The organism is Pseudoxanthomonas gei, from assembly GCF_010119615.1.
GTDB lineage: Bacteria > Pseudomonadota > Gammaproteobacteria > Xanthomonadales > Xanthomonadaceae > Pseudoxanthomonas_A > Pseudoxanthomonas_A gei.
The window spans coordinates 79,203-98,765 of sequence record NZ_QOVG01000005.1; the positions used below are offsets into that span (position 1 = coordinate 79,203).

Consider the following 19,563-nt stretch of genomic DNA (forward strand, 5'->3'; position numbering starts at 1 on the left):
TTCGTCCGATGCGTTAACCGGTAGCGGAGGGCTATGGCTGCTGGTTTCCGCGCCGTACTGCCCAGCCGCGCACGTTCCCGGCCGCTTTGTTCGACTGCGGTGAAGAACGCGGACCGTGAATCCGCCACAGGCGATCACGCGCCAGCCACACCCTCTTAACCGTGGCTGCGGGAACGTCGCCCCACGGCATTCGTCCCCTCGGCCCACACAACTGGACTGGGCCACGAACCGACCTCAGGAGATCGACAGCATGAATGACATCAACGAAGGCAATGACCTCAACCGTGACCCGCTGACGGGTACGCCTGGCGCGCATCCGGTAGGTGTGGGCGTGGGCGGCGTCGCGGGCGGCGCTGCCGCCGGTGCATTGGCGGGCACCATGTTCGGCCCCATCGGCACGCTTATCGGCGCAGCAGTCGGCGTAGTGGCCGGTGCCGCCGCCGGCAAGGGCGTGGCCGAGCGCATCGACCCGACCGGTGAAACCGAGTACTGGCGCAGCGAATACAAGAACCGCCCGTATGTGGACGCTACGCGCGATTACGATCGCGACTACGCACCGGCCTACGGTTTTGGCCTGCAGGCGCGTGAGAACAAGGCCGGCCGCACCTGGGACGACGCCGAAGACGAACTGAAACAGAGCTGGAACAGCGCGCGTGGCACCTCCTCGCTGGCCTGGGACGAAGCCCGCGGCGCCGTGCGTGATTCCTGGGACCGCACCGACCGGACCTACGGCACCTACGAAGACAGCGACAAGTATTTCGCCTCGCGCTTCGACAGTGCGACCTACCGCACTGCCGATGAAAGCTTCGACGACTACCGTCCCGCCTATCGCTACGGCACGCAGTCGCGTACCCGCTACGCCGACCGTGACTGGGACGACACCCTGGAGAACGAACTGAAGGACGGCTGGGAGAAGACCAAGGGCACCTCGCGCCTGACCTGGGAACGGGCCAAGGCGGCGGTCAAGGACGCCTTCAGCTCGCACGACGAATACAGCCGCTATCGCCGCAGCTGATTACCGCCGCAGGTGTAAGCGGCAGGACGCGAGTCCAAGGTAATGAGAAGAGCCCCGCATGTCGGGGCTCTTTTTTTTGTTGCCGCAGCGGCGTGCGGGCAATTCGGCAAAGGGCAGGCGGCGCCAACAGGAAGGTAACCGCGACCGGCATTGCATCCGCAAGCCACAGACCAGCCTCCTCCCTTGCGCGCAGCGCAGGGGAGGATTTTGCGCTTGCTGTTGCTATGCCTTTGCTGTGGCTTGCAAGCGACGTCTCCGGCGGAGCCGCGCCAAGAGCACCCCTCCCCAACCCTCCCCTTGCTGCGCAAAGGGAGGGGGCCAACCTTCCCCTTGCTTCGCAAAGGGAAGGCACAAGCGCGTTGCTTCGCAGGCGCACTTCATTGCGTGCGCCCGTTCTCCCTCCGTTTACGCACCATGGTCCCCGAATGCGGAATACTCTGGCCGCAACAGCTTCCCCCGGCTGTCGGGATGACTCCAATGAAGTTTTCCAGAACCGCGCGTCTCGCGATCCTGTCCCTGGCTGCCTGTGCCGGTAGCGCGCAGGCCGATGACCTGGTCTTCAACGACTGTCTGGCCGGGCTGCGCATGCAGGCCATGCAGGCCGACATCAGCAGCGACTCCTTCGACCAGTACACCGCCGGCCTGCAGCCCGACCTGGGCGTGTTGGAGCTGCTCGATGCGCAGCCCGAATTCACCACGCCGATCTGGGACTACCTGGCCGCCCTGGTCGACGAGCAACGCATCGCCGAGGGCCAGGCCATGCTCGAGACCCACGCCGCGACCCTGGCCACTGTGGCGCAGCAATACGGCGTGGATGCAGCGACGGTGGTGGCGGTGTGGGGCGTGGAAAGCGACTACGGCAAGACCTTCGGCAAGCGCCCGCTGCTGGTCTCGCTGTCCACGCTGTCCTGCTTCGGACGACGCCAGCCTTTCTTCCGTGGCGAATTCTTCGCCACGCTGGCGCTGCTGCAATCGGGCGACCTGCAGCCGCAGGGATTGAACGGTTCATGGGCCGGCGCCTTCGGCCATACCCAGTTCATGCCGACCACCTACCAGCGCATCGCGGTGGATGGCGATGGCGATGGACGCCGTGACCTGGTGGCCAGCATTCCCGATGCGCTGGCGTCCACGGCCAACTTCCTCAAACAGGCCGGTTGGCGCAGCGGCGAACCGTGGGGATACGAAATCAGATTGCTGCCCGATTTCGATGCATCGCTCGCCGGCCGCAAGAGCAAGCGTCCGCTCAATGAATGGAGCGCGCGCGGCGTGACCCGCGTCGATGGCAGCCCATTGCCGGCTGGCGACGCACGGGCAGCCGTATTGCTGCCGGCCGGCGCGCAGGGTCCGGCGCTGCTGGTGTTGCGCAATTTCGATGCGATCTATTCCTACAACGCCGCCGAAAGTTACGCGCTGGCCATCGCCCATCTGTCCGACCGCCTGCGCGGCGGCGCCGCCTGGGTCGCGCCCTGGCCCACCGACGATCCGGGACTGGGCCGCGGCGAGCGCAGGCAATTGCAGGCCTTGCTGCTGGCCCGCGGCCATGCCATCGGCGAGGCCGACGGCATGATCGGCACGCTCACCCGTCGCGCGATCGTGACCGAACAGCTGCGCCTGGGCCTGCAGCCGCAGGACGGACGCGCGGGACGCAGGATCCTGGAGGCCTTGCGCAACGAGGCCCCCGTGATGCCGCCACCAACGTTACCGCCATTGCCACCGCCGCAATAGCAGGCACCATGACTTTCCGCCTGCTGACTTTGTGCACGCTTGTGGGTGCACGGGCGAATGGCGACACTGCGCTGCCGTCACCTCTGCTGGAATCCGCATGCGCGCCTGGCTACTCCCGCTGCTCACCCTTGTGGCCGTCTTCCAGCCCGGCACCGCTGGCGCCGAACAACCTGCCTCGGCGGCCGAGATGGCGCAGTACGCGACCGAGTTGCTCGAGCAGGCCTATCCCGACCGCAGCCAGCCCGGGGTAGCGGTACTGGTCGCCCGCGGCGACACCGTGCTGTACCGCGGGGCACGCGGCGCCGCCAACATCGAACTCGGCGTGCCCTTGTCGCCGGACCAGGTGTTCCGCCTGGGTTCGATCACCAAGCAGGTCGCCGCCGCGGGCGTGCTCAAGCTCGCCGAGGACGGCAAGCTGTCGCTGGATGATCCGCTGCTCAAGTTCGTGCCCGGGTATCCGGGCGGCGACAAGGTCACGGTGCGCATGCTGCTCAACCACACCTCGGGCATCCGCAGCTACACCGATCTGCCCAGGGTCATGGACGGACCGATCCAGAAGACGGTGAGCACCGCGCAACTGGTCGACACCTTCAAGGCGGAGAAGCCGGATTTCGCGCCGGGCGAGGGCTGGAAATACAACAATTCCGGCTACGTGCTGGTCGGCGCGGTGATCGAGGCCGCCAGCGGCATGCCCTGGCATGCGTACCTGAAGAAGACTTTCTTCGATCCGCTGGGGATGCAGCACACCGGTTACGGCGACGAAACCGTGGCGGTGATTCCCGGCCATGTCACCGGCTACACCCTGGCCAACGACAAGTGGGCGGTCGCACGCTACCTCAGCATGACCCAGCCGCACGCGGCCGGCGCGCTGGTGTCCACGGTCGACGACCTGCTGCGCTGGAACCGTGCCCTGCACGAAGGCAAGCTGCTGAAGTCAGACAGCTACCGGCAGATGATCACGCCCATCGGCAAGGCGCAGGACGCGAAGTACGGCTTCGGCATTACCCACGACCAGCTGCGCGGCCAGGACATGCTCCAGCATGGTGGCGGCATCTTCGGCTTCAGCACCTACCTGCTGTACCTGCCAGCCGGGGACGTGACCGCGGCGGTGCTGTACAACGCCGACAGCGGCCGGCCGCCGGCCATTGGCACCGACACGCTGGCGCGGATGCTGGCCGCGCGCGCCATCGGCAAGCCGTACCCGCAGAAGCAGGCGATCGCGATCGACGCGGCTGCACTGGGCGAATACGAAGGCGTCTATCGCATCGACAAGGACGCCGCGCGTGCGTTGCGCGTGGTCGACGGCAAGCTCACCTCGCAGCGAACCGGCAGCCCCAGCTACGTGCTGGTCCCGATCGGCAAGGACGACTTCCTGTTCGAGGAAGGCCTCTCGCGCATGCGCTTCGAGCGCGATGCCGCGGGCAAGCTGACGGCGATGCGTTTCTTCCCCGACGATGAAGGCGCGGGCGAGCTGGTGGCACGCACCAGCGAAGCCCTGCCGGTCGAACGCGCCGCAGTCGACCTGCCCAGGTCCGTGCTGGAACGCCTGGCCGGCGCCTATGCGCACCAGGGCATGGCCATGACCGTGGCCCTTGCGGACGACAAGCTCACCGCCCAGCTCACCGGGCAGCCGCCCTTTGAACTGTTCGCGGAATCGCAGACCAAGTTCTTCCTGAAAGTCGTCGAAGCGTCGCTGGAATTCACCCCCGGCAGCGAACCTGCTGCAGCGGTGACGCTGCGCCAGGGCGGCCAGCTGATCGAGTTCAAGCGTCAATAGCGCAAGGCGGGTCCTGACCCGCCATTGCCATCATTCCGATTGCGAGGGCAACGAGCGGGACTGCCTTGTGCAATTGCAGGTGCAAGTTGCCGCATGGGAACGGCGGGTCAAGCCAGGACCCGCCTGCAGTTACGCCGCCTGCACCAGCGGGATCTCGCGCGGGTTGTTCCACTTGGACAGCAGCGCCGCCTCGCGTGCCTTGGCGGTGTGCAGGTGCGCTTCCTTGACATGCCCGTAGCCGCGGATGTGTTCGGGAATGCTGGCGATCTCGGCGGCCAGCGGCAGGTTGCCGGCGTCCAGTGAGGCCAGCAGGCCACCCACGGTCTTCTCGTAGTCGCCGATCAGCGCGCGCTCGCCCTTGCGTTCGTCGGTGTAGCCGAAGATGTCGAGCATGCCGCCGCGCAGGAAGCGGAACTTCGCCATCAGCTTGAACGCGGTGAACACCCACGGACCGAATTCCTGCTTGACCAGCCGACCCTGCGCGTCCTTCTTGGCCAGCAAGGGCGGCGCCAGGTGGAAGTGCAGCTTGTAGTCGCCTTCGAACTGCTGCTCCAGCTTCCTTTTGAAGTCGCCGCTGGTGTACAGGCGCGCGACTTCGTATTCGTCCTTGTAGGCCATCAGCTTGAAGAAATAGCGCGCCACGGCCTCGCTCAGTGCAGTGGAGCCGGGTGCGCGCAGGTGCTCGGCGTCGCGCACCTTGTCCACCAGTGCGCTGTAGCGTTTCGCATACGCGGCATTCTGGTATTCGGTCAGGAAGGCGACGCGGCGCTGGATCAGTTCGTCCAGCGAACGCGACAGCCGCAGGTCGTCCAGCGGCAGGAACGACACATTGCCCTCCTGGCTGCCGGCATCCTGCAGGCCGCGCACTTCGTCTTCGTTGTCCGGCGCGCGCGGTGCGCTGGGTCCGGCCATGTCGCTGGTCTCCCAGTCGCCCGGCGGCAGGATCTGCAGGCCGTGCGGGGTGCGCTCGGACTCGGTCTGGGTGTTGTGGATGACGCCCGCCGCCTCGGCCACCGCGGCCGGATTGACCACCGCCAGCCGGCCCCAGGCGAAGGCCTGGCGATTCATTTCGATCGCCGCGCCATTCAACTCGACCGCACGCATGATCGCCTCGTAGGAAATCGGCACCAGTCCCTGCTGCCAGGCATAGCCCAGCATGAAGAGATTGGCGGCGATCGCATCGCCCAGCAGCGCGGTGGCCAGCACCGTGGCGTCGACCTGCAGCGGCGCGCGGCCGCCCAGCGCCTGGGTCACGGCCGAGACGATGCCGGCGGCCGGGAATTCCATGTCCGGGCGCGTGGTGAAGGTGCCGGGCATCGCCTGGTAGGTGTTGAGCACCACCTGCGAACGCTCGCCGCGCACCTTCGACAGCACCCAGTAATCGTTGACCACCACCATGTCGCAGCCCAGCACCACGTCGGCTTCGCCGGCGGCGATGCGCACCGCGTGGATGTGCTCGGGGGTGCGGGCGATGCGGATGTGGGTGGTGACCGCGCCACCCTTCTGGGCCAGGCCGGTCTGGTCGAGCACGCTGGCGCCCTTGCCCTCCAGGTGGCCGGCCATGCCCAGCAGCGCGCCAATGGTGACTACGCCGGTGCCGCCGACGCCGGTGATGAGGATGTTCCAGGGCTGCTGGAAATCGGCCTTGAACACCGGCGCCGGCAGGTTGGCCAGCAGTTCGGCCGGATCCTTCTTCTTGCCCTTGCGCGGTCCGCCGCCATGCACGGTGACGAAGCTCGGGCAGAAGCCATTGACGCAGGAATAGTCCTTGTTGCAGTTGGACTGGTCGATCTCGCGCTTGCGCCCGAATTCGGTTTCCTTGGGCAGCACCGACACGCAGAAGCTCTTGACCCCGCAATCGCCGCAGCCTTCGCAGACCAGGGTGTTGACCATGACGCGTTTCTGCGGATCGACCAGCTTGCCGCGCTTGCGGCGGCGGCGCTTTTCGGTGGCGCAGGTCTGGTCGTAGATCAGGATGCTGACACCCTTCACTTCGCGCAGCTGCTTCTGCACCTCGTCCAGGCGCTTGCGGTCGAAGAACTCGACGCCGGAGGGGAAGATTTCCGGCTTGCTCCATTTCTCGATTTCGTCGCTGACCACGACGATCGTCTGCACACCCTCGGAACGCATCATGTGTGCGATCTGCGGCACCGACAAAGTCCCGTCCACCGGCTGGCCGCCGGTCATCGCCACCGCATCGTTGTAGAGGATCTTGTAGGTGATGTTGACGCCGGTGGCGACCGACTGGCGGATCGCCAGCGAGCCGGAATGGAAGAAGGTGCCGTCGCCCAGGTTCTGGAACACGTGCGGCGTTTCGGTGAACGGCGCCTGCCCCGACCAGGTCACGCCTTCGCCGCCCATGTGGGTGAAGGTGTCGGTGTCGCGGTCCATCCAGGTGACCATGTAGTGGCAGCCGATGCCACCCAGCGCGCGCGAACCTTCCGGCACCACCGTGGAAGTATTGTGCGGGCAGCCGCTGCAGTAATGCGGCACGCGCGGGAAGTTGGCGCGCGGCAACGCCATCTCGGCTTCCTTCTCTTCCATCCAGCGCAGGCGCTGCTCGATGGACTCAGTGGTGAAGAAGCGCTGGATGCGGCGGCCGATCACGCCGGCGATGGTGGCCGGCGTCAGTTCGCCGGTGGAGGGCAGGATCCATTCCCCGGCCTCGTCGTACTTGCCGACGATGGACGGGCGCGGGCCGGCGCTGGCCGGCCAGTTGTAGAACTGTTCCTTCATCTGCCGCTCGATGAAGGCGCGCTTCTCCTCGACCACCACGATGTCTTCCAGGCCGTGGGCGAAATTGGCGATGCCCACCGGCTCCAGCGGCCAGGTCATGCCGACCTTGTAGACGCGGATGCCGATGTCGGCGCAGGCCTGCTCGTCCAGGCCCAGGTATTCCAGCGCCTGCAGCACGTCCAGGTAGCTCTTGCCGGTGGTGACGATGCCGAGGCGCGCGCGCGGCGAATCCAGCACGATGCGATCCACGCCGTTGGCGCGGGCGAAGGCCTGCGCCGCTTTCACCGCATAGCGGTGCAGGCGCATTTCCTGGTCCAGCGGCGGATCGGGCCAGCGGATGTTGAGGCCGCCGGCCGGCATCTCGAAATCCTCCGGCAGCACGATGCGGCGCGCGAACGGATTCACTTCCACCGACGCCGACGATTCCACCGTTTCGGCAATCGTCTTGAAGCCGACCCAGCGCCCGGTGTAGCGGCTCATCGCCCAGCCCACCAGACCCAGGTCGAGGATGTCCTGCACGCCGGCCGGATTGAGCACCGGCATCATCGCGCTGACGAATTCGTCTTCGGAACCGTGCGGCAGGGTCGAGCTGCGGCAGTTGTGGTCGTCGGCGGCCATCGCCAGCACGCCACCGTGCCGGGAAGTGCCGGCCGCGTTGCCGTGCTTGAACACGTCGCCGCAGCGGTCCACGCCGGGACCCTTGCCGTACCACATCGAGTACACGCCCTGGACCTTGGCGCCGGGGAACAGATTGGTCTGCTGCGTGCCCCAGACCATGGTCGCGCCCAGGTCCTCGTTGAGGCCGGGAATGAACTTCACCTGCGCTTCGGCCAGGTGCTTCTTGGCCCGCCACAGCTCCAGGTCGAAACCACCCAGCGGCGAGCCGCGGTAGCCGCTGATGAAGCCGGCCGTGTCCAGCCCGGCGGCCTGGTCGCGCAGGCGCTGCATCAGCGGCAGCCTGACCAGCGCCTGCACCCCGCTCAGGTAGATGCGGCCGTCGGTGCGGGTGTACTTGTGTTCGAGGGAGTAATCGTTGTCCAGCACGTCGATGGCCGGGGTGTTGGCGGAGGACGGCGAGGTGAGTTCGGCGGTGCTGGTCATGGCTGGCCCGGGGGATTGGAGGCGGCTGGCGACGCCGGAGTGGCCCCGGCGCGTGGTCGCAAATTGTATCAGCGCCGTATTCTGTGACCGCCGGCACTCGCCGCTTGTGCGCTGCAGCGGTTACGATGGGCTTGGGGAGTTTGCTAGTGGCTTGGGGAATCGCGTGACCTTATTTCGAATTTTTGCGGCCGCACTGTTGGCCGGCGTGGCATTGGGCGCCCAGGCGCAGACAGCCACCAAACCCGGCGAGTTCTATTTCGATGCGGACGTCAGCACGGCGCGCCGCATCGTGGTGGTCGAAGGCGAAGGCGAGGCACTGGCCGCAGGCCTGGTCAAGGCGCGCGCGCGCGGACGCAGGCAGATGGAAGCGACCGCCCAACTGGCGCATGTCGCCATGTCCGACAGCCGTACCGAGCTGGGCAAGTCGCTTTATGAAGAGGCGGTTGCCGGCACCTCCCAGAACAGCACCATGGGCCGCTCGATCCGCTGGAACTACGCCTGGGACCTGTACCGCAATGGCGATTTCGCCCAGGCCTTCGGGCTGTGGAACGAGCTTGGTGCAGGATTCGGCGCCCCCAGCTGGGTACCCCCGACACTCGCCCTGTCGCTGTGGAGCCTGGACCGCAAACCGGAGGCGATCCGCTGGTATGCGGCGGCGATGCGCACGGAGCCCAACCGCTGGGGCGACCCCGCCAACTACCCGGCCTTGCTGCCAGGCTGGCGCGAACAGGAACGCGCGCGCCTGGCCGAAGTCTTCGCCGCCTGGCAGGCCGCGCCGCCGGCTTGGCCCTGATCCAGGGTCCCATGCCAGAATCGCGGCGGTGAGGGTCGGCGTCCACGTCCCGGCCCCGGAATCGCCCGCCACTGCATGATCAGCAACGACCTCCAACTCGCTCCGCACCGCGACCGGCTGCTGGCCCGGGGACGCGTACAGATACCCGGCTTCCTGCAGGAAGCTTCCGCGCAACGGCTGCGCCACTGCCTGCAGAACGAAGTCCGCTGGGAAACCTCGCTGCGCAGCGATCGCCCCTCGCCGCTGGGCGATGCCGACCTTGTCACGCTGGACGAGGTGCAACGGCGACAGCTGCAGCAAAGCATGTACCGGAACGCCCGCGACGAGTTCGCGTTCGTGTTCGACCGCTACCGGATGATCGATGCACGACGCGACGGCCTCGATCCGGGCCTGGTGCTGCATGTGGTGGTGGACTTCCTCAACAGCCCCGCGTTCCTGGAGTTCGCGCGCGAACTCACCGGTGACAAGGCGATCCGCATGGTCAGCGCCATCGCCGCGCGCTATCGACAGGGGGATTTCCTCAACCGGCACAACGACAAGGCCGGTGACGAGGACCGCGCGTTCGCCTACGTCATCAACCTGAGCCGTGAGTGGCAGGCCGACTGGGGCGGATTGCTGGAGTTCCTGGCCGACGGCCAGGAGGTGGTGGAAACCTTCACCCCGCGCTGGAATTCGCTGAGCCTGTTCCGCGTACCGCAGGCCCACCAGGTCAGCCTGGTGTCGCCCTGGGCGCGCGAAGACCGCTACAGCATCACCGGCTGGTTCCGACGCAGCTGATAAGGTCGGCGGCACCCACCGGCGTGCCGGTTTTCCAATTCGATCCGCGGAGAGTGAGCATGCGTCTATCGTTGTTGCTGGTGCCCATGCTGCTGGTGCCGATGTTGTCGCTGGCCCCGTCCCTGCAGGCCGCCGACCGCATCACCGGTCGCGATTTCGCCACCCGTTCGGAAGTCATCGCCCCGCATGCGATGGCCGCGACCTCGCACCCGCTGGCCACGCAGATTGCCCTGGACGTGATGCGTCGGGGCGGCAGCGCAGTGGACGCGGCGATCGCCGCCAACGCCGCCCTGGGTTTGATGGAGCCCACCGGCAGCGGCATGGGCGGCGACCTGTTCGCCATTGTCTGGGATCCGAAGACCGGCAAGCTGCTTGGCTACAACGGCTCGGGACGCTCGCCGAAATCCCTGACACTCGATTATTTCGAGAAGCAGGGCCTCAAGGACATCCCGCCGCTCGGCCCGCTGCCGGTCAGCGTGCCTGGCGCGGTCGATGGCTGGTTCGCCCTGCACCAGCGCTTCGGCAGCCTGCCGATGAAGGACGTGCTGGCGCCAGCCATCCGCTATGCGCGCGAAGGCCACCCGGTCGCCGAAACCATTGCCTACTACTGGGCACGTTCGGTGCCGCGCCTGTCGCCGTACCCGGGGTTCAAGGAACAGTTCACCGTCGATGGGCGCGCGCCGCGCACCGGCGAGCTGTGGAAGAACCCGAACCTGGCCGACACCCTGCAGAAGATCGCCGACGGCGGTCGTGATGCCTTCTACAAGGGCGACATCGCCCGCACCATCGGCGCCTACTTCCAGGCCAATGGCGGCTTCCTCAGCTACGAGGACCTGGCCGCGCACCAGGGCGAATGGGTAGAGCCGGTCAGCACCAGCTACCGCGGCTACGACGTGTGGGAGCTGCCGCCCAACGGGCAGGGCATCGCCGCGCTGCAGATGCTCAACGTGCTGGAGGGCTACGATTTCTCGAAGATCGCCTACGGCAGCCCCGAGCACGTGCACCTGTTCGTGGAAGCCAAGAAGCTGGCTTTCGCCGACCGCGCCCGCTGGTACGCCGATCCTGCGTTCCAGCCGGCGCCGGTGGCCAGACTCATCTCCAAGGCCTACGCCGACCAGCGCCGCAAGCTGATCTCCAGCGACAAGCCCTTGCGCGAAGTGCAGCCCGGCACGCCGGCCGAGCTCGACCAGGGCGACACCATCTACCTGACCACCGCCGATTCCAACGGCATGATGGTGTCGCTGATCCAGTCCAATTACCGCGGCATGGGCAGCGGCATGGCGCCGCCCGGGCTGGGCTTCATCCTGCAGGACCGCGGCGAGATGTTCGTGCTCAGGCGCGGCCACCCCAACACCTACGCACCGGGCAAGCGTCCGTTCCAGACCATCATCCCGGCCTTCATCACCAAGGATGGGAAACCGTTCGCCAGCTTTGGCCTGATGGGTGGGGCGATGCAGCCGCAGGGCCATGTGCAGATCGTGATGAACCTGGTCGATTTCGGCATGAACCTGCAGGAAGCCGGCGACGCGCCGCGCATCCAGCACGAGAACGACACCGAGCCGACCGGCCAGAACACGGCAATGAGCGACGGCGGCGTGGTCCAGCTGGAGAATGGATTCCCGTATGAAACCATCCGCGCGCTGATGGACAAGGGCCACCACGTGGAGTGGGCGCTGGGGCCGTATGGCGGCTACCAGGCGATCCGGCGCGACCCGCAGAGCGGCGTGTACTTTGGCGCCTCGGAAAGTCGCAAGGATGGCCAGGCCGCCGGTTACTGATCCTGCAACACCCGTGAATACCGATTGATGGCCTTCGACGCATTCGCCCTGATCCTGACCATGCTCGCCCTGGGCATGCTCTTCGCGCGCCTGAAGGTATTGCCGGACAACGCCGCCGAAACCCTCAACCTGGTCGTGCTGTACGTCTGCCTGCCGGCGGCGGTGCTGATCTACGTGCCGCGCCTGCACGTGGATGCCTCGCTGGCCGGCTTGATTGCGACCCCCTGGCTGCTGGCCCTGGCCACCATCGCCCTGGTTGCGCTGGCCACGCGCCTGTTCAAGTTCCGCCACGACGAACACGCGGTGCTGTTGCTGTGCGTGGCCCTGGGCAACACCAGCTTCATCGGCTATCCGATGGTCCGCGCGCTGCTGGGCGAGAGCGCGTTGCCGTATGCGGTGGTCTACGACCAGTTCGGCACCTTCGTGCTGCTGTCGACCTTCGGCCTCTACGTGCTGGCCCGATACGGCGGCGATGCGCCACCTACGGCCAGGCAGATCCTGCTGCGCATCGTGAAATTTCCGCCAGTGTGGGCACTGGTGCTGGGGCTGACGGTGATGCCGGAACAGCCGCCGGCGTGGATCGCGGCGGCGTTGCAGAAACTCGCCGATGCGCTGTTGCCGCTGGTGATGCTGGCAGTGGGCCTGTCGATCCAGCTCAAGCTGCCGCGCGACGAAGTCAAACCGCTGGCGCTCGGCCTGCTGCTCAAGCTGGTGGTGATGCCGGCCATTGCCTTGCCGCTGGCCCTGCTGTTCGGCATGCGCGGCGCCATACTGCAGGTCAACGTGCTGGAGTCGGCCATGCCCACCATGATCACCGCCGGCGCGCTGGCCATCGCCCACAACCTGGCGCCGCGACTGGCCGCCGCGCTGGTCGGCTACGGAATCCTGCTGTCGCTGGTCACGTTGCCGGCGTGGGTGTGGGTGCTGCAACAGGCCAACCTGTAGGAGCGACGCCAGTCGCGAAGCGGGCGGTTGCTGAAGCGCTGAGGATTTCGCGACAGGCATCGGTCCTGCAGGAGCTTGCCAAAAGTGGTGTCGCCCATGCTTCCGCGCCGTCGCGGGGTGCGTGGGACGGATAACGCATGGCCAACGCGATTCCGCGATAGTAGGCCTGCATAACCCATCCCCAAAGGAATGAACGAATGGACCGTAGCCACTGCGTGGTATCTGCATTGATGTTGTCGCTGGCGCTCTGCATGGCTTCGCTCTCCGCACGATCTGAGCCGCTCTCCACCGAACCTGCGCCGGCAGCCGGGTTTTCAGGAAAGCAACTGGCGGAATTTCAACGGCTGGCAAACGATCCGCAGATCAAGCGCGCGAACGACGCGTGGACCCGGGCCAGCCAGGAAGCAACCCGCCAGCACCTGCGCAAGGTCGCTGCATCCGGCGATGCCCGCAGCCTGCTCGCCGCCTCGATGCTCTGGTTCGGGTTCGGTGGCACCCTGGAGGAAGGGGTGCTGCCGGTGGCACCGGCGCCGGAAGCCCGCGCCTGGTTCGACGCCGCCCGCAGCGCGCGGCCACGCGACGTGCTGGTGGCATGGATGGAGGCCAGCGATTGTGCGGGGCTGAGCGACAGCTGCAATCCGCGCGAGGCATTGCAGTTCCTGTTGCAGGCCGAACCGCACAACGCGGCCGTGCAGCTGCTGGCCCTGGCCGATGCCGACCGGCGCGGCGATCGCAAGGCCGCCGAAGGCTATTGGCAGGCAAGCACCCTGGCCCCGGTCTATCAGCCGCACGCGCTGGAGATCGGCCGCCTGCTGCACGCCACGATGGCAGGCGTGCAACAGCCACCGCTTGATCCACGGCTGGCGCAGGCAATGGGCGTCTGGTTTGGCTTGAATCGCCCGGCCACTGCCCAGGACTACGGCGACGTAGGCGTGATTGGATTGTCGGCTGCCGTGGCCATGCCGGGCTTCCTGCCGGTCAGCCGCCAATGCAGGGCGGAGGCCGTGGCCTTGGCGGGCTCCGCCCGGCAGGCCGAATGCATCCGCCTGTTAGTACTGCTGGCAGCCGACGAATCCACCCTGCTCGCGCCGATGTTCGCACTGCCGAAGCTGGTCGAGTTGTCGGGCGACAGTGCGGAAGGCCTGGCCTGGCGCGAGCAACTGCGTCAGTTCCAATGGGTCTATGAGAATGCGCAGCAGCGCATGTTCGCGGCGAATTCGAGCGGAGGGCATCCCCGCGAGTACGGCACCTGGTTCATGACCGAAGGCGAGTTGTCGGCCATGCGCAGGCTGTTGTCGCACCAGGGCGTGCCGGCGCAGGCCCCGCCCGGTTGGCTGCCCGCCAATGCGCGCTATCGCGCCCTGGTCAGTACCGGCCGCGACGGCGGCAACCACTAGCGCTGTGCCGGGGGCTGCCGGAGTTCAACGGCACCGACCTGCGGAGGGCTTAGCGACTGGCGTGGCTCCTGCAAAAAGCGGGATGGCATCAATCGGCGGGTACGGTGCGCTCGCCGGCCCAGGCCCGCAGCGCCGACACCTGCTCGGCCATGATCACCGACAGCGGCCGCGCGGCGCGGATTTCCTGCATCAGCAGGTCGGTATCCAGCGCTTTCTTCTCCGCATGCGCGGTGTAGAGGGCGGCGACGATGGCCTGTTCGATCTCGGCGCCTGAAAATCCATTCGCCGCCGCGGCCAGGGCCGGCAGGGCGAAGTCGTCGGGCGCCAGCTGACGGCGCGCCAGGTGCAGGCGCAGCACGTCCACGCGCGCGTTGGCGTCGGGCAGGTCGACGAAGAAGATCTCGTCGAAGCGGCCCTTGCGCAGCAGCTCGGGAGGCAATTCGCTGACCTGGTTGGCCGTGGCCACCAGGAAGACCTGGCTTTTGCGCTCGGCCATCCAGGTCAGCAGGTAGCCCAGCACCCGCCGTGACACGCCGCCGTCGCCTTCACCGCTGCCGCCGGAAAGGCCTTTCTCGATCTCGTCGATCCACAGCACGCACGGCGCCAGTTGCTCGGCCGAGGCCAGCGCGCTGCGCAGGTTCTTCTCGGTCTCGCCGTGGTACTTGTCGTACAGGGTGCCGAAATCCAGGCGCAGCAGCGGCACGCCGAAGCCGCCGGCGGTGGCCTTGGCCAGCATCGACTTGCCGCAACCCTGCACGCCCAGCAGCAGCATGCCCTTGGGGGTGTCCAGCCCGGGCGGGGCCTTGCCGGTGACGAACACCTCCCGGCGCTGCTCGATCCAGCGCTTCAGGCGTTTCGCCCCTGCGACATCGGCGAAACGCGCGGTGTCGTATTCGTAGTGCAGGTGGCCGCTGCGGTTGAGCAGTTCGAATTTCAGCTTCGACAGCTGCGGCAGGTCGGCCGCGCTGAGCGCGCCGTCGTCATAGATCAGCTGGCGCGCGATGCGGCGCGCGTCGGTCAGGCTCAGGCCCTGCAGGTTGCGCACGATCTGCTGGACCGCCTCGCCGTCGGCCTCGACCCGGCGCCCGCCATGCTCGCGCGCGTACTCGGCCGCTTCCTCGCGCACCATCTTCAGCAGGGCATTGGCGTCGGGCAGGCGCGGGTTGAAACGCACCGCGACCGCTTCCAGTTCCGGTGACAGCTCCACCTTGGCGCCGACCAGCACCACCACGTGCGGCTGGCAATGGCGGCGCTGGACGATGTCGCGCAGCTGGCGTTGGCTGCTGGCGTAGCCCAGGTAGGGGTGGAAATCGAGCAGCAGGTAGATGCCACGCTGCTCGGCCTGCTTCATCGCCTGCAGCGCGGCGCTGGCGTCGGGCGCGCCTTCGGCTTCGTCCTCGCGGTCCATGTCGATGCGGCGCAGGCCCTCGGTGATCGACCAGCGGTACAGGGCGCGCCAGACCTGCGACAGCGCCTGCTTGAACAGTTCGACGATGCGCGCCTCGTCCTGGGTCTCGATCACGATCAGGGGGGTGTTGGCGCGGATCAGCGCGGTCAGGTCCTGCAGTTCGCTCACGATGGGTCCGGGCCTTGGGCAGCGCGCACGATAGCAAAGGGACGGAGGAGCCAGGAGCGAGGCGTGAGCGGGAGGAGTGAGGAGTGAGGAGTGAGTGACAAGGGCAAGGGAGGCGGTAATGCATCGGCCGGCCAATCGGGGCCGGCGCTCCTGTTCGTCCGCCGCCCCGCTCCGCCGCCTCACTCCTTACTCCTCGCCACTCACTCCTCGCTTCCCGGGGCCCCCGTTCCCCCTTCACGCGCCCCCGGTGTACCCTGCGGCTTCCAGCTAACGTAGGGGTGCGCATGAAGACGATTCTGGTCGCCAGCTCCAAGGGTGGCGCGGGCAAGTCCACGTTGGCCACCAACCTGGCCGCCTATTTCGCCCTCGATGGCAAGCGCACCGTGCTGGTGGATGCCGACCCGCAACACTCCTCGACCCGCTGGGCCGAGCGCCGCGCGGAAATGGAATCGGCTGTCCTGCCCATCGATGCCAGCAGCAAGCGCGCCTGGCGCGCCTGGCTGCCGGATGACGCCGAGCGGGTCGTGATCGACGCGCCGGCCGGATCGATGGCCGACGACCTGCAGCATTTCATCGAGCATGCCGACGCCATCGTGGTGCCGGTGCTGCCTTCGGCCATGGACATCGAGGCCACGGTCGGCTTCCTCAATTCGCTTTCCAAGGTGTCCCGCGTGCACAAGCGCCAGCTGCCGGTGGGCCTGGTGGTCAACCGCAGCAAGCCGTGGACCAACACCTCCCAGCAGGCGGTGGAAATGCTCAAGACCTGGCCGTACCCGGTGGTTGCGCAATTGCGCGATACCCAGGCTTATGTGGTCCTGGCCGGGCTGGGCCGCAGCCTGTTCGATTACCGGTCCGCGCAGGTGCGCGACCACCAGGCCGACTGGGATCCGTTGCTGAAATGGATCAAGAAAGCCTGAGCCCTTCCAAGCTCGTCAACATCCAGGGGATGCCATGCGTGAACTGATACTCCTGCGCCATGCGCATGCCGAACCCGCCGCCGACGGGCAACCCGACCTGGACCGCCCGCTGACCGTGCAGGGCCTGGCCGAGGCCCAGGCCGCCGGCCGCTGGCTGGCCGAACAGGGCCTGGTGCCCGATCGGGTGCTGTGCTCGCCGGCGCGGCGCGCCCGCGAAACCCTGGAGGCCGTGCTCGAGGCCACCGGCTACGTGGAGCAGCGACTCGACGAGCGCATCTACGAAGCCACCGCCGGGACCCTGGCCGAACTGGCCGATGCCCACCGCGACGCCGAGCGGCTGCTGCTGGTAGGCCACAACCCGGGCCTGGAACGGCTGGCCGCGCTGATGCACAGCGGCCAGTCCGGCGATTACCGCGGCATGCCCACCTCCTCGGTGGTGGTGTTGAAACTGCCGCTGGATGCGACCATCGAGCCGGGCATCGCCACACTTTCCGCCTTCTGGTGGCCGTGACGGTTTCAATGCAGGTCTGCAAGCGCTTGAGCTGGTGTGGGGTGGTCCTGCTGTGCCTGTGGCCCGCATTGTCGGCGTCGGCCACCTCCTTCGACCCGGCTTCGCGCTTCGGATTCGAGCTGCGCACGCGCTGGGGCATGAAGCTGGAAGGCCGTTTCAACCGCTACGAGGGCGAGGTGCGGCAATTGCCCGGTGGCAGCCACCAGGTGGTCCTGCGCATGTTCACCCAATCGGTGGAGATCGTCGGCTACCCGCGCTACAGCGAGTGGACCCGCAGCGCCAAGTTCTTCGAAGCCGAGCGTTATCCCGTGGTGACCTTCGTCTCCCGTCCGTATGACGAGGCGCTGCTGAAACGGGGCGGCGACCTGGCCGGTGACCTCAGCATCCGCGGCATCACCCGGCCCAAGACCCTGACCGTGGCGCCTTCCACCTGCGCCCGCCCCGCCTACGACTGCGACGTGGTGGCCACCGGCGCCGTGCGGCGCAGCGACTACGACATGGATGACTGGATGATGGCCGTGAGTGACCGGGTGGTATTCGTGCTGCGTGCGCGGCTCAGGCCCGAGGCGGCGCTGCCATGAGTCCGTTGCTGCGCGGCCTGGTCCTGTCGCTGGCCCTGCTGGGCGGCGCCTGCGCCAGCCTGTCGGACACCCAGCGCAACCGCGCCGCCTCGATCGCCCAGGCGGCACGCTCGCAGGTCATCGACTGCAGCGCGGCCAATGCGTGCGCGCAACCCTCGGCCTTGCGCGCACTGGGCGACCGCGCCCAATCCGAGTCGACCGCGCAGGCGCCACGCCACTACGCGCTGATCCTGGACCGGGGCCAGGATGCCCTGCTGGCGCGGCTCAACCTGATGCGCAGCGCGCGCAGCCGCATCGACCTGCAGACCTATATCTTCGACACCGATGACAGCGCGCGGCTGGTGCTGGATGAATTGCTGGCCGCGGCGCGGCGCGGCGTGCAGGTGCGCTTGCTGATCGACCAGCTGTCGGCGATTCCCGACCTGCGCATCCTGGCGGCATTGTCCGGCGCCCACCAGAACCTGCAGATCCGCATCTACAACCCCAGTTTCGGCAAGGCCAAGCTCAATTACCTGGACTACGCCGGCAGCGTGCTGTGCTGCTTCCGCCGCTTCAACCAGCGCATGCATACCAAGCTGATCCTGGTCGACAACGCGGTGGGCATCACCGGCGGGCGCAACTACCAGGACGACTACTACGACTGGGACGCGCAGTACAATTTCCGCGACCGCGACGTGCTGGTGGCGGGGCCGGCCGCCGGCGAGATGGGGGCCAACTTCGAGGCGTTCTGGAACGCGCGCCGCAGCGTGCCGGTGGAACGCCTGAACGACGTCGGGCGCAAATTGCTTAAAGAAGGCGTGCCGGCCATGCCGGTGGCGGAGTTCAAGCGCCCCGAGCGGGTGGCCGCGGTGTCGGCCGAAGCCAATGATGCCGAACAGGTGCGCGAGCGCCTGGTCGCGCCGGCGATGCCGGTCGGCGCGGTGAAGTATGTCGCCGACCTGCCGCAGAAGCATCGCCGCGAACGCCCCCATGGCGCGGCGCCGGCGGTGCCGGAACTGAAGGCGCTGATCGACGCGGCCCGATCCGAAGTGCTGATCCAGACCCCCTACCTGGTGATGTCCGACGCGGCCCAGGACCTGTTCCGGGACTTGCACGGGCGCACGCTGCCTCCGCAGGTGATCGTCTCCACCAACAGCCTGGCCGCGACCGACAATGCGGTCGTGTACTCGATGTCGTTCAAGTACAAGCGCCGCTACCTGCGCGACTTCGGTTTCCGCATCTACGAATACAAGCCCTTCCCCGAGGATGCGCCGGTCGACTACGCGGCGCTGATGCCCGACGGCCCGCCGCTGGCGCTTGGGTCCGAAGGCCGCTTCCGCGGCCCCTCCGGTTCGATCGGGCCGTCCGGGGCCTCGACGCGGACTCAGCGGGGTACCCGCCGGCAACGCACCGAGCCGCGGCCCTCGTTCCTGAGCAGCGGCGCCGCCAGTCGCCTGCTGCCGCTCAAGCGCGCCGGCGTGCGACTGGGCCTGCATGCCAAGTCGATGGTGGTCGACGAACGCGTCGGCGTGATCGGCACCCACAACTTCGATCCGCGCTCGGAGAACTTCAACACCGAGAGCGCGGTGGTCATTGCCGATGCCGCGTTCGCGCAGGCGCTGGCGGCCAGCATCCGCCGCGACATGCAGCCGGAGAACTCCTGGGTGGTGGCGCCGCGGGCCAAGCCGGTGGTGCTGTCGGGCCTGGATTACAGCCTGGGCAAGGTGTCCGAATCGCTGCCGCTGTTCGACCTGTGGCCGTGGCGCTATGCCACCAGCTACGAATTCGTGCCCGGCCCCGATTGCCCGCTGCCGGTTGCGCCCAACGATCCGGCTTTCCACCAGTGTTACCAGGCGGTCGGTGATTTCCCCGAGGTCAATGTCGGCCCGAAGTGGCTGTACACGCGCCTGCTGACCGCGTTCGGAGCCGGCCTGGTTCCCATTCTCTGAAGGAGT

At 67.4% G+C, this 19,563-nt stretch carries 14 protein-coding genes; 12 read left to right on the top strand and 2 right to left on the bottom strand.

The window, feature by feature from the left end:
• Window positions 1-250: 250 nt before the first annotated feature.
• The 3 genes from DT603_RS08680 to DT603_RS08690 all read left to right on the top strand — a co-directional run bounded on the left by DT603_RS08680 (window position 251) and on the right by DT603_RS08690 (window position 4,517).
• Entirely contained in the window at window positions 251-1,015 is a 765-nt protein-coding gene (locus tag DT603_RS08680) for a hypothetical protein (protein WP_162349488.1), read from the top strand.
• Between the two features lie 477 nt (window positions 1,016-1,492).
• Window positions 1,493-2,740: a lytic murein transglycosylase gene (locus tag DT603_RS08685; RefSeq protein WP_246191719.1), complete on the top strand. Its 1,248-nt coding sequence runs from the start codon at window positions 1,493-1,495 to the stop codon at window positions 2,738-2,740.
• Between the two features lie 97 nt (window positions 2,741-2,837).
• Window positions 2,838-4,517 carry a serine hydrolase gene (locus DT603_RS08690; RefSeq protein ID WP_162349490.1) on the top strand — a complete coding sequence of 560 codons (1,680 nt, stop codon included), beginning with the start codon at window positions 2,838-2,840 and terminating at the stop codon, window positions 4,515-4,517.
• Between the two features lie 129 nt (window positions 4,518-4,646).
• Here the strand turns inward: DT603_RS08690 and DT603_RS08695 are convergent, their stop codons facing one another.
• Window positions 4,647-8,354: an indolepyruvate ferredoxin oxidoreductase family protein gene (locus tag DT603_RS08695; RefSeq protein WP_162349491.1), complete on the bottom strand. Its 3,708-nt coding sequence runs from the start codon at window positions 8,352-8,354 to the stop codon at window positions 4,647-4,649.
• 163 nt (window positions 8,355-8,517) lie between these two features.
• On the opposite strand from DT603_RS08695, the gene DT603_RS08700 reads away from it, so the two are divergent.
• From DT603_RS08700 to DT603_RS08720, 5 genes are all read left to right on the top strand, one after another.
• On the top strand, window positions 8,518-9,147 hold the full coding sequence (locus DT603_RS08700; RefSeq protein WP_162349492.1) for a tetratricopeptide repeat protein: 630 nt from the start codon (window positions 8,518-8,520) through the stop codon (window positions 9,145-9,147).
• 75 nt (window positions 9,148-9,222) lie between these two features.
• Entirely contained in the window at window positions 9,223-9,924 is a 702-nt protein-coding gene (locus tag DT603_RS08705) for a 2OG-Fe(II) oxygenase (protein WP_162349493.1), read from the top strand.
• 71 nt (window positions 9,925-9,995) lie between these two features.
• A complete protein-coding gene (gene ggt / locus DT603_RS08710; protein WP_162349679.1) occupies window positions 9,996-11,702 on the top strand; it encodes a gamma-glutamyltransferase in 1,707 nt (568 codons plus the stop codon).
• A gap of 27 nt (window positions 11,703-11,729) precedes the next feature.
• Window positions 11,730-12,647 carry an AEC family transporter gene (locus DT603_RS08715; RefSeq protein ID WP_162349494.1) on the top strand — a complete coding sequence of 306 codons (918 nt, stop codon included), beginning with the start codon at window positions 11,730-11,732 and terminating at the stop codon, window positions 12,645-12,647.
• Window positions 12,648-12,844: 197 nt separating this feature from the next.
• Window positions 12,845-14,044, top strand: coding sequence for a hypothetical protein (locus tag DT603_RS08720; protein WP_162349495.1), 1,200 nt, complete (start codon window positions 12,845-12,847; stop codon window positions 14,042-14,044).
• An 88-nt stretch (window positions 14,045-14,132) separates the two neighbouring features.
• On the opposite strand, the gene DT603_RS08725 is transcribed toward DT603_RS08720, so the two are convergent.
• Complete coding sequence (locus DT603_RS08725) at window positions 14,133-15,620, bottom strand: AAA family ATPase (RefSeq protein WP_162349496.1); 1,488 nt, start codon at window positions 15,618-15,620, stop codon at window positions 14,133-14,135.
• 284 nt (window positions 15,621-15,904) lie between these two features.
• Between DT603_RS08725 and DT603_RS08730 the strand changes: the two genes are divergently transcribed.
• From DT603_RS08730 to DT603_RS08745, 4 genes are read left to right on the top strand one after another with little or no spacing between them, the layout of a single operon-like run.
• Entirely contained in the window at window positions 15,905-16,537 is a 633-nt protein-coding gene (locus tag DT603_RS08730; RefSeq protein WP_162349497.1) for a ParA family protein, read from the top strand.
• Window positions 16,538-16,571: 34 nt separating this feature from the next.
• Window positions 16,572-17,048 (top strand): SixA phosphatase family protein, encoded by a 477-nt coding sequence (locus tag DT603_RS08735; RefSeq protein WP_162349498.1) that lies wholly within the window; start codon window positions 16,572-16,574, stop codon window positions 17,046-17,048.
• Complete coding sequence (locus tag DT603_RS08740; protein ID WP_343037740.1) at window positions 17,045-17,629, top strand: YceI family protein; 585 nt, start codon at window positions 17,045-17,047, stop codon at window positions 17,627-17,629. The genes DT603_RS08735 and DT603_RS08740 overlap by 4 nt, the downstream gene beginning before the upstream one ends.
• Window positions 17,626-19,557, top strand: coding sequence for a phospholipase D family protein (locus DT603_RS08745; protein ID WP_162349499.1), 1,932 nt, complete (start codon window positions 17,626-17,628; stop codon window positions 19,555-19,557). Before DT603_RS08740 ends, DT603_RS08745 begins: the two co-directional genes overlap by 4 nt.
• Window positions 19,558-19,563 lie beyond the last annotated feature (6 nt).